This window comes from Amycolatopsis sp. SID8362 (assembly GCF_010550475.1).
GTDB lineage: Bacteria > Actinomycetota > Actinomycetes > Mycobacteriales > Pseudonocardiaceae > Amycolatopsis > Amycolatopsis eburnea.
Window position 1 is genome coordinate 1 of sequence record NZ_JAAGNB010001275.1, and the last position, 10,223, is coordinate 10,223.

Consider the following 10,223-nt stretch of genomic DNA (forward strand, 5'->3'; position numbering starts at 1 on the left):
CTGACGTACGCCGCCCTCGCCGAGCGCGTCGAGCGGCTGGCCGGCGCGCTGACCCGGCTCGGGGTGCGCCCCGGCGACCGGGTGGCCTACCTCGGCGTCAACGCCGTCTCCGTCTTCGAAACGCTCTTCGCCACCGCCCGCTGCGGCGCGCTGTTCGTCCCGCTCAACTACCGGCTCGCGGGCGCGGAAATCCGGTACATGCTCGACGACAGCGGCGCTTCGGTCCTGGTGCACAGCCCCGACACCGACGCGCTCATCGCGGCGGCCGGCCCGCTGCCGGTGCGGCACGTGCTGGCGACGGACCCGGTGTCGTGCCCGGCCGGCGGGCTGGACTACGAGAGCGAGCTCGCCGCCGGTGGCCCGCCGCCGGAGACCGGGGTCCGGCTCGAAGACCCGTGCCTGCTGCTCTACACCTCCGGCACCACCGGACGCCCGAAGGCCGCGGTCCTCACCCACGGCAACCTGACCTGGAACACCGTCAACCAGCTGGCCCACCTCGACGTCCTCGGCACCGACAAGGCGTTGTGCATCGCGCCGCTGTTCCACTGCGTGGGGCTGGGCCAGGTCACGCTGCCGACGCTGTTCAAGGGCGGCAGCGTGGAACCGGTCGCGAAGTTCGACGCGGGCGCGATCCTCGGCCGGATCGGCGCGGCCGGGATCACGAGCTTCTCCGCCGTCCCCACGATGCTGGACATGCTGAGTCGCCACGAAAACTGGGACGCCACCGACCTGAGCTCGCTCACCTGCGTCCTCTACGGCGGCTCGCCGGTGGCCGAGCGCGTCGCCCGCGCCTGGCTCGACCGCGGCGTGCAGCTGCTGCAGGGTTACGGCATGACCGAAGCCGCGCCGGGCGTCTCGATGGCCACCCACGAAGGCACGCCGAGCCATCCCGTCGCGGCCGGCGTGCCGCACTTCTTCACCGACGTCGCCGCGCTCGGCCCGGACCTCGGCCCGGCGCCGCTCGGGGCGACGCCCGCCGAGCTGCTGGTGCGCGGCCCCCACGTCTTCGCGGGCTACTGGAACCGGCCGGAGGAGTCGAAAGCGAGCTTCATCGCGGACGACTGGTTCCGGACCGGGGACGTGGTCCGCGTCGACGACGACGGCTGGGCCCACGTCGTCGACCGGGTCAAGGACGTGATCATCTCCGGCGGGGAGAACGTCTACCCCGCCGAGGTCGAAGCGGTCGCCACTCAACTCGACGACGTCGACGCGTGCGCGGTCGTGGGCGTGCCCGACGCGCGCTGGGGCGAGGTCGGCGCCGCCTTCGTCGTCCCGCGGCCGGGATCCCGGCTCGACGAAGCGGGCTTCCGCGCCCACCTCGAACAGCACCTCGCCCGCTACAAGGTTCCCCAGCACATCCAGTTCACCGATGCCCTGCCCCGCAACGCCACCGGCAAGATCCGCCGCGTCGAACTCCGCGCGCGGGCCGCCGAAGCCTTCCCGAACGGACCCGCATGACCGCCCCTCTCCTGCCCAGTTCCCTGCGCCTCGAGCTGCACGACGAGGTCGCCGTGCTGCGGCTGGCCCGTCCCGAGAAGCGCAACGCCCTCGACGACGCCACCGTGCTCGGCATCGAAACGTTCTTCGGCGCCCCGCCGGCCGGGGTCAAGGCCGTCGTGCTCGACGCCGTGGGCGAGCACTTCTCGGCCGGGCTCGACCTGGCCGAGCTCACCGAGCGCGACGCGTTCGAGGGCCTGACGCACTCGATGATGTGGCACCGCGCCTTCGAGCGGCTCGAACGCGGGCGCGTCCCGGTGGTCGCGGTGCTCAAGGGCGCGGTCGTCGGCGGCGGCCTGGAACTGGCGGCCGCCGCGCACATCCGCGTCGCCGAGGCCTCGGCGTTCTACGCGCTGCCGGAGGGCCAGCGCGGCCTGTTCGTCGGCGGTGGCGCGTCGGTGCGGGTGCCGCGGCTGATCGGCGCGCACCGGATGACCGACATGATGCTCACCGGCCGGGTGCTCGACGCCGACGAAGGCCACGCCGCCGGGCTCTCGCACTACCGCGCGGACAACGGCTTCGAGCACGCCATGGACCTGGCCCGCAAGATCGCCGCGAACTCGCCGATCACGAACTTCGCCGTCCTGCAGGCGCTTCCGCGCATCGCCGAGGCCAACCCGGCCGAGGGGTACCTGATGGAAGCGCTGATGGCGGCGATCGCCGGCGGCAGCGCCGAGGCGAAGGAGCGGATGCAGGCGTTCCTGGAGAAGCGGGCGGGGAAGGTCGGCCGATGACCGAGATCGACCGCTACCTGGCCTGGCTCGCCGACCGCGGTCACGCGTTCGACGGCTACGCGTCGCTGCACCGCTGGTCCGTCACCGACCTCGACGGCTTCTGGTCGTCGATCAAGGACTTCTTCGGCGTCCGCTTCCACTCGCCCGAGACGGCCGTCGTCCCGGACCCGCGGATGCCCGGCACCGAGTGGTTCCCCGGCGCGACCCTCAACTACGCCGAGCACGCGCTCGGCAGCCCGACGGACGACGTCGCCGTCATCGCGTACTCCCAGACCCGCGAACGCGTCGAGCTGACCTGGGGCGAGCTGCGCGACCAGGTCGCCCGCGCCCGCGCCGGGCTGCGCCGGCTCGGGGTCCGGCGCGGTGACCGGGTCGTCGCGTACCTGCCGAACATCCCGGAGACCGTGGTCGCCTACCTCGCCGTGGCGAGCCTCGGCGCGATCTGGGCGTCCTGCGCGCCGGAGTTCGGCGCCCGCTCGGTGGTCGACCGGTTCGGCCAGATCGAGCCACGCGTGCTGCTGACCGTGTCCGGGTACCGCTACGGCGCCAAGGACGTCGACCGCCGCGCCGAGGTCGCCGCGATCCGCGCCAGCCTGCCGACGGTCGAGCACGTCGTCCACGTTCCCTACGGCGAGCACGACCTCCCCGGCACGACGGCGTGGCGCGAACTGCTCGCCGAGAGCGCGCCCGGGTTCGAGCCGGTCGGGTTCGCGCACCCGCTGTGCGTGCTGTTCTCCTCCGGCACCACTGGGAAGCCGAAGGCGATCGTGCACGGCCACGGCGGCCTGCTGCTGGAGCACCTCAAGAACCACGGCCTCAGCTGGGACCTGCGCCCGGGCGACCGGATGCTGTGGTTCTCCACCACCGCCTGGATGATGTGGAACGCGCTCGTCTCCGGCCTGCTCACCGGCACCTCGATCGTGCTCGTCGACGGCAACCCGCTGCACCCGGACCTGGCGTGGCAGTGGCGGCTGGCCGCCGAAACCCGCGCGACGCTCATGGGCGCGAGCCCGGGTTTCCTGATGGCGTGCCGCAAAGCGGGTCTCGATCCGGCCGCGTCGTTCGACCTGAGCGCACTGCGGCAGCTCGGCGCGGCCGGCAGCCCGCTGCCCGCCGAGGGCTACCACTGGGTGCGGGACGTCTTCGGGCCGGACGTACTCCTCAACGTCGGCAGCGGCGGCACCGACGTCTGCAGCGGGATCGTCCAGGGCAGCCCGCTGCAGCCCGTCGTCGCCGGCGAGATCTCCGGGCCGTGCCTCGGCGTCGACGCGAAGGCGTTCGACGAAGCCGGGAACCCGGTGGTCGGCGAACTGGGCGAGCTGGTGATCACCGCGCCGATGCCGTCCATGCCGGTCGGGTTCTGGGGCGACGACACCGGCGAGCGCTACCGCGAGACGTACTTCGACACCTACCCGGGCGTCTGGCGCCACGGCGACTGGATCCGGTTCTCCCCCGAGGGCAGCTGCGTCATCGCGGGCCGCTCGGACGCCACCTTGAACCGCGGCGGGGTCCGGCTCGGCACCGCCGAGTTCTACGCCGTCGTCGAGGAGCTGCCGGAGGTCGAGGACTCGCTCGTCGTGCACCTCGAAGACCCCGCGGGCGGCAACGGCGACCTCCGGCTGTTCGTCGTGCTCCGCGACGGTGACTTGGACACGGCCTTGCGCACGAAGATCGCGACGGCGTTGAAGAGCGCGCTGTCGCCGCGGCACGTGCCGGACACGATCACCGCCGTCCCGGTCATCCCGCGCAACCGCACCGGGAAGAAACTGGAGCTGCCCGTGAAGAAACTCCTGCTCGGCGCCCGGCCCGAGGACGTCGTCGGCGCGGACGTGCTGGCCGATCCCACGGCGCTGGACCACTTCGGGGCGCCCGCATGAGCACCGTCGCCGTCGTCGGCACCGGCGTGATCGGCGCGAGCTGGGCGAAGCTCTTCCTCGCGCACGGCCTCGACGTCGTCGCCACCGATCCCGCGCCCGGCGCCGAGGAACAGTTGCGCGGTGCGCTGGAAGGCACGCCGCTCGACCGGCTGCGGTTCGTCGCCGACGCCGGCGAAGCCGCGGCCGCCGCGGACTTCGTGCAGGAGAACGGCCCGGAGCGCGAAGACGTCAAGCACGCGCTGTTCGCCGTCCTCGACGAAGCCGCGCGGCCGGACGTGGTCCTGGCGAGCAGCTCGTCCGGCCTGCTGCCCAGCGCCATCGCGCGCGGCTGCCCGCGCCACCCCGAGCGGGTCGTCATCGGGCACCCGTTCAACCCGCCGCACCTGATCCCGCTCGTGGAAGTCGTGCCCGGCCGCGACACCGCGCCCGAGGTGGTCGACCGGGCCGTGGACTTCTACGCCTCGGTCGGGAAACGGCCGATCCGGCTGGCGCGCGAGGTGCCCGGCCACATCGCGAACCGGCTGCAGGCCGCGCTCTGGCAGGAGGCGTACTCCCTCGTCGAACGCGGTGTCGCGACCGTCGCGGACATCGACACGGCGATCGCGTACGGGCCCGGGCTGCGCTGGGCGGTGCTCGGGCCGTTCGTCAACCAGCACCTCTCCGGCGGCGCGGGCGGCCTCGCGCACGTCCTCGCGCACCTCGGGCCGCCCACCGAAGAGTGGTGGCGCGACCTCGGCCGCGTCCACCTCACGCCGGAGCTCGCCGAGACGCTCGTCGCCGGCGTCGACGCCGAGCTGGCCGGCACCGACCAGCAGTCCCTCGTCGCCGCGCGCGACGCCGTCCTCGGCCGCCTGCTCGCCGCCAAGGCCGCCCAGCCCGACCTGCCCTGACTGGAGTTTCCCGTGGACCTTTCCGCACTGACCGCCATCGACGTGCACACCCACGTCGAGCAAGACGGCCACGGCTGTTTCGCCCTCGACCAGGAACTCCTGGACGCGTCGGCGAAGTACTTCCACGCCGACCAGGACCGCACCCCGACGGTGGCCTCGATCGCCGAGCACTACCGGGCGCGGAACATGGCCGCGGTCGTCTTCACCGTCGAAGCGCCGTCCGCCACCGGGCACCCGGCGCTGTCGAGCGAGGAGATCGCCGACGCGGCCGCCGAGCACGCCGACGTGCTCATCCCGTTCGGCTCGGTCGACCCGCACGCGGGCAAGGCCGCGGTCACCCGCGTGCGGCGGCTGGTCGGCGAGCACGGGGTGCGCGGGTTCAAGTTCCACCCGAGCCTGCAGGCGTTCGAACCGAACGACGTGCGCTTCTACCCGCTGTACGAGGCGATCCAGGAGCTGGGCGTGCCGGCGCTGTTCCACACCGGCCAGACCGGGATCGGCGCCGGGCTGCCCGGCGGGCACGGCATCAAGCTGCGCTACTCCAACCCGATGCTGCTCGACGACGTCGCGGCCGACTTCCCGGGCCTGACGATCATCCTGGCCCACCCGTCGGTGCCGTGGCAGGACGAGGCGATCTCGGTCGCGACGCACAAGGCGAACGTGTACATCGACCTGTCGGGCTGGTCGCCGAAGTACTTCCCGCCGCAGCTGGTCCGCGCGGCGAACTCGCTGCTGAAGCGGAAGGTCCTGTTCGGCTCGGACTTCCCGGTGATCACCCCGGACCGCTGGCTCGCCGACTTCGCCGCGCTCGACCTCAAGGACGAGGTCCGGCCGCTGATCCTGAAGGACAACGCGATCCGGGTGCTCGGCCTGGCTTGAGCAGGTTTGTCCGTACTTCCGCCGGGCACTCGACGCGTTCGGGCTCGTGACGGGAGGCATCGTGGCGGAGGGTGACGTGCACACCTACTACGAAGACGGGCTGTGGAAGAACCGGCTCGAGGGTGGCACCCGGGCGTCCAACACGTCCCCCCGCCGCGTCGACGCCGTGCTGGCCGGGCGGCAGATCGCGAAGAAACGCCGGGTCAGCCACGTGGTCCACACCCCGCAGGGCGAGGTCGAAACCGAACGGGACTACCGGCGCCGGTAGTCCACAGTAGACAGCACCGCCCACACGACCTTGCCGCCGGACCACACCCGGCTGCTCCCCCACGACTTCGCGACCTTCGCCACCATCCGCAGGCCGAGCCCGGCCTCGAGGGTGTCGAGTTCTTCGCGCAGGACGGCGGGCCGCGCGCTGCCGTCGGCGACCGCGATCCCGAGCTCGTCACGACGAAGCTCCACGCGTAGCCGAGGCGCGGAATCGGTGTGCCGTAACGTGTTTTCCACGAATTCCGTGGTGATCAAGGCGGCGTTCTCCGCCAGCCCGGGAACCTGCCATTCCGCGCACACGCCCTCGACGAACCCGCGAGCCCGGACCGAGGTGCGCATCGTCCGCTCGAGCACCTGCTCGGCCCGCCGCCGCACCGGCCGCTTCAGCGAGGCTTCCGCGGCGGCGAAGTCGCGGTAGACGGCCACGCCCGCGCGCGCGATCCGCGCCCGCTGCTCCGGCCGGTCGGTCACGAGCGCGAAGGGGACCGCAGGCCAGTCGGCGACGCGCAGCGCGGCGAGGGCGAACACGCGAGCCAGCGCCGGGTCGCGGAGTTCGAGCCCGCCGACGTCGATCACGACCGCGTCCTCGGCGTCCGCCGCGAATTCGAGCAGCCGGTCACGCAGCCGGGGGTAGGTCGTGCGGTCGAGCACCCCGCCGACCGATGCGCTCGCGCTCGCCCCCGGCCGCGGGACGAGCCACACTGTGGCGAGCATCGCGACCACCTCCTGGGGGTTCAACCGATCGGATAGCCGGTGGGGAACCCGTCAAACGCGACGATGTGTACCGCGGCGCGGCCGCGGGTAGCCGGGTCGGAGCCGACGTGAGGAGCCTGCCATCGCCACCGCGGTCCTGTTCGACGTCGACGGCACGCTCGTCGACTCCAACTACCTCCACGTCCACGCGTGGCACCGCGCGTTCGCCGAACTCGGCCGCGCGGTCGACTCGTGGCGCGTGCACCGGGCGATCGGCAAGGGCGCAGGCAAGCTGCTGAGCACGGTGCTGGGCGAGGAAGACGCCGACCACGACCGGGCGAAGGAGCTGCACAGCCGGTTCTACCTGGAGACGGCCGAGCTGCTGCGCCCGTTCGACCGCGCCCCCGACCTGGTCCGCACCCTGGCCGCCCGCGGCGTCCACGTCGTGCTGGCGACGTCGGCGGGCCCGGACGAGCTGAAGGTGCTGCGCAAGGTCCTGGACGTCGACGACGTGGTCACGGCCATCGTGTCCGGCGACGACGTCGACGCGACCAAACCCGACCCGGAGCCGGTCTTCGCGGCCCTGGAGCGAGCGGGAACGGCACCGGAGGAGACGGTGTTCGTCGGCGACGCGGTCTGGGACGTCCACGCGGCGACGAAGGCTGGTGTGCGGACGGTGGCGGTGCGCTCGGGCGGGGTGAGCGCGGCGGAGCTGACCGAGGCGGGAGCGGTCGCGGTGTACGACGATGCCGCGGCGTTGCTGGAGGGGCTCGAGGACAGCGTGCTGCTCGGCTGACCTCGCGTTACGAAAGTCGGTAGGACGCCAGGTCCTACTCCCTCAGAATTTTGACCAGGGCTCACCCCGCACGGCCCGGCGGTCCGGGTACCTGGCGGCGGGGCTTTTCTGCCCCATTTCGCCGGATGAGTCCGGCGATTTCGTCGTGCCCGAAGGCTCCCATGCCGAAGCTGCTCGTCTGCCTGCCACCGATCTACTCATCGCGATGTTCGGCGTGGTGTCGATCGTCGCCCGGTGCCAAGCACGACCGGAAGACGTGCCGAAGATCTTCACCGAGGCGACCTAAGTGTTCCGCAGGCTGAACGGCCGCGTACTGAAACCGACGAAGGGGAGGCACAGCCGTGACGCGCCGACGGGTGACCGTGGTCGACGGAAGCCGTCGCCTCGCCGCGGTCCTCGCCTTGGAGCAGCTCAGGTCCGTCCTGGCCACGTTGCCGCCCCAGGAGGCCGAAGTCATCGTCCTGCGGTTCGGGTTGCGCGACAGCATCCCGCGCTCCCGTGCCGAGACCGCGGCGATCCTTTCCCTGCGCGGGGCAGACGTGCTGCACCTCGAAACAGCAGCTTTCAGGCGACTGCGCCACCCGTCGCGCTCGGAAGCCCTTCGCGACTACCTCGATTCGGATCAAGCCGCCGTTCCGGACCGGGTGCGAGCCGGAATCATGGGCGGAGCCGAAGGCCCGGCCGTCGGGCAGTGCGCGCGCCACGGCTACTTCGCGCTGGCCGCCGGATCGATTCTCTGCTCGCTGTGCCCCTGCCCGGTGACCTCGGGCTTCGGCCGACCCCGCCACTACTGCTCCAACGCCTGCCGCCAGGCGTCGTACCGGGCCCGGAAGACGCTCAGCTGACCTTGCGGGCCACCAGCCGTTCCACCAAACCCAGCTTGAACCGCTCCCGCCGGTCCACCACCAGCCCCACCGCTTCCACCAGCCTCAACGGCCGCCGCCGGAAGTGCTCGCCCGCCAACGGGACGCTCGCCAGCTCCAGGAGCCACTGCGCCACCCGCACCGGCCACCACGTCGACACCACGTGATCGGCCAGGATCAGCCGTCCGCCCGGGCGCAGGACCCGCGCCATCTCCGCCACCGCCGCCGCGGGGTCGGGGATCGCGCAGAGGCCGAACGTGCAGACCACCGTGTCGAAGGACGCGTCGTCGAACGGGAGGGCCTGGGCGTCGCCCTGGCGCAGCGTCACCGGGCGGGCCGGCTCGCGGGTGCGGGCCACGGCGAGCATGCCTTCGCTGAGGTCGAGGCCGGTGAGCGTCACCCCGGGCGGGTAGCGCGGGAGGTTGAGGCCGGTGCCGACGGCGACCTCCAGCACGTCGCCGCCGGCCTGGCCGCAGGCCCACTCCCGTGAATCACCGAAGAGGCGGCGGTCCCAGAAGTCCATCTCCGCGTCGTACGTCGCCGACTTCCGGTCCCAGTACCGCCGCCACCGCTGCGTCTTCGCCATCCCCTCAGCGAAGCACGAACCCGTCAGCCGAACATGCCGGGCTCGTACGAGCCGCCCTTCTGGTGCACGATCACGGCCAGCCGGTTGGCCGAATTCATCTGCGCGACCAGTGCGATCAGCGCGGCCGTCCGGTCGTCGTCGTAGTGCTTGCGGACCCGCTCCCAGGTGTCGTCGGAGACGCCGGGGTGCGCGTCGGCGATCCGGGTGCCCTCCTCGGCCAGCGCCAGCGCCGCCTGCTCGGCCTCGGTGAACACCGTGGCTTCGCGCCAGGCGGCGACCAGGTTGATCCGCACCGGGTCCTCGCCCGCGGCGGCGAGCTCCTTCGTGTGGATGTCGACGCACCAGCCGCAGCCGTTGATCTGGCTGACGCGCAGCGACACCAGCTCCTGGGTGATCTTCGGCAGCGGCGACTGGATGATCGCGAGGCTCGCGGTGCCGAACCGCTTGGCGAACCTGGCGCCGATCTCGTTGTCGGTCAGCGTGAAACGGGGTTCCATGATCTCGTCCTTCCGTCGGAACCGGACGACCAGGAGATGCCGGGCCACCCCGGATCCGTGACAGTGACGACCGTCACGGTCACAGCGCGGCCCCGCCGAGCATCTGGTGGGAAAGCGGACGAAAGGAGGAGCCCGATGGCCGACGCCGCCACCGAGGCGTTCCTCGCCCACCGGAACCTGCTGTTCACCGTCGCCTACCAGCTGCTGGGGTCGGCGGCCGACGCCGAGGACGTGCTGCAGGAGACGTGGCTGCGCTGGACGGGCGTGGACCTGGCCGAGGTGCGCGACCAGCGCGCCTACCTGGTGCGCGTCACGACCCGCCAGGCCCTGATGCGGCTGCGGACGCAGGCCCGGCGCAAGGAGTCCTACGTCGGCCCGTGGCTGCCGGAGCCGCTGCTCACCGCGCCCGACGTCGCCGAAGACGTCGAACTCGCCGACAGCGTCTCGATGGCGATGCTGCTGGTCCTGGAGACGCTGACGCCGGCCGAGCGCGCGGTGTTCGTGCTGCGCGAGGTGTTCGACCTGGGCTACGAGGAGATCGCCGAAGCCGTCGGCAAGACCGCGCCCGCGGTCCGCCAGATCGCGCACCGGGCCCGCTCGCACGTCGCCGCCCGCCGGCCGCGCGGCCGGGTCTCCGCCAC

The 10,223-nt window shown here is 72.4% G+C and carries 13 protein-coding genes; 10 read left to right on the forward strand and 3 right to left on the reverse strand.

Going from position 1 to position 10,223, the window contains the following annotated elements; all coding sequences use genetic code 11:
- The 6 genes from G3I65_RS39555 to G3I65_RS39580 form a co-directional block, all read left to right on the forward strand.
- On the forward strand, window positions 1–1,458 hold a 1,458-nt coding region (locus G3I65_RS39555), incomplete at its 5' end, for a long-chain fatty acid--CoA ligase (protein ID WP_160700623.1).
- The gene (locus tag G3I65_RS39560; RefSeq protein ID WP_160700624.1) at window positions 1,455–2,231 is read left to right on the forward strand and encodes a crotonase/enoyl-CoA hydratase family protein; all 777 of its coding nucleotides are present in this window, start codon (window positions 1,455–1,457) and stop codon (window positions 2,229–2,231) included. The genes G3I65_RS39555 and G3I65_RS39560, both read left to right, overlap by 4 nt.
- Window positions 2,228–4,108: an acetoacetate--CoA ligase gene (locus tag G3I65_RS39565; RefSeq protein WP_160700625.1), complete on the forward strand. Its 1,881-nt coding sequence runs from the start codon at window positions 2,228–2,230 to the stop codon at window positions 4,106–4,108. The genes G3I65_RS39560 and G3I65_RS39565 overlap by 4 nt, the downstream gene beginning before the upstream one ends.
- Window positions 4,105–4,998, forward strand: a complete 894-nt coding sequence (locus G3I65_RS39570) for a 3-hydroxyacyl-CoA dehydrogenase NAD-binding domain-containing protein (RefSeq protein WP_160700626.1) — start codon at window positions 4,105–4,107, stop codon at window positions 4,996–4,998. Before G3I65_RS39565 ends, G3I65_RS39570 begins: the two co-directional genes overlap by 4 nt.
- A 12-nt stretch (window positions 4,999–5,010) precedes the next feature.
- A complete protein-coding gene (gene couO / locus G3I65_RS39575) occupies window positions 5,011–5,877 on the forward strand; it encodes a 4-hydroxyphenyl-beta-ketoacyl-CoA hydrolase (RefSeq protein WP_160700627.1) in 867 nt (288 codons plus the stop codon).
- Window positions 5,878–5,938: 61 nt separating this feature from the next.
- Window positions 5,939–6,145, forward strand: a complete 207-nt coding sequence (locus G3I65_RS39580) for a DUF2188 domain-containing protein (protein WP_160700628.1) — start codon at window positions 5,939–5,941, stop codon at window positions 6,143–6,145.
- Here G3I65_RS39580 and G3I65_RS39585 read toward each other — a convergent pair.
- Entirely contained in the window at window positions 6,130–6,861 is a 732-nt protein-coding gene (locus G3I65_RS39585) for an ATP-binding protein (protein ID WP_166641146.1), read from the reverse strand. The two genes, G3I65_RS39580 and G3I65_RS39585, sit on opposite strands and share 16 nt — an antisense overlap.
- Before the next feature lie 136 nt (window positions 6,862–6,997).
- On the opposite strand from G3I65_RS39585, the gene G3I65_RS39590 reads away from it, so the two are divergent.
- From G3I65_RS39590 to G3I65_RS39600, 3 genes are all read left to right on the forward strand, one after another.
- Window positions 6,998–7,636 carry an HAD family hydrolase gene (locus G3I65_RS39590; protein ID WP_166641149.1) on the forward strand — a complete coding sequence of 213 codons (639 nt, stop codon included), beginning with the start codon at window positions 6,998–7,000 and terminating at the stop codon, window positions 7,634–7,636.
- Between the two features lie 145 nt (window positions 7,637–7,781).
- Complete coding sequence (locus tag G3I65_RS39595) at window positions 7,782–7,922, forward strand: hypothetical protein (RefSeq protein WP_160700629.1); 141 nt, start codon at window positions 7,782–7,784, stop codon at window positions 7,920–7,922.
- Window positions 7,923–7,977: 55 nt separating this feature from the next.
- Complete coding sequence (locus G3I65_RS39600) at window positions 7,978–8,481, forward strand: sigma factor-like helix-turn-helix DNA-binding protein (protein ID WP_160700630.1); 504 nt, start codon at window positions 7,978–7,980, stop codon at window positions 8,479–8,481.
- Here the strand turns inward: G3I65_RS39600 and G3I65_RS39605 are convergent.
- Window positions 8,474–9,085 (reverse strand): class I SAM-dependent methyltransferase, encoded by a 612-nt coding sequence (locus G3I65_RS39605; protein ID WP_160700631.1) that lies wholly within the window; start codon window positions 9,083–9,085, stop codon window positions 8,474–8,476. The two genes, G3I65_RS39600 and G3I65_RS39605, sit on opposite strands and share 8 nt — an antisense overlap.
- 23 nt (window positions 9,086–9,108) lie before the next feature.
- Window positions 9,109–9,582, reverse strand: a complete 474-nt coding sequence (locus tag G3I65_RS39610; protein WP_160700632.1) for a carboxymuconolactone decarboxylase family protein — start codon at window positions 9,580–9,582, stop codon at window positions 9,109–9,111.
- Window positions 9,583–9,717: 135 nt separating this feature from the next.
- On the opposite strand from G3I65_RS39610, the gene G3I65_RS39615 reads away from it, so the two are divergent.
- Window positions 9,718–10,223: sigma-70 family RNA polymerase sigma factor (locus G3I65_RS39615; RefSeq protein WP_160700633.1), on the forward strand; the 506-nt coding region annotated here is incomplete at its 3' end.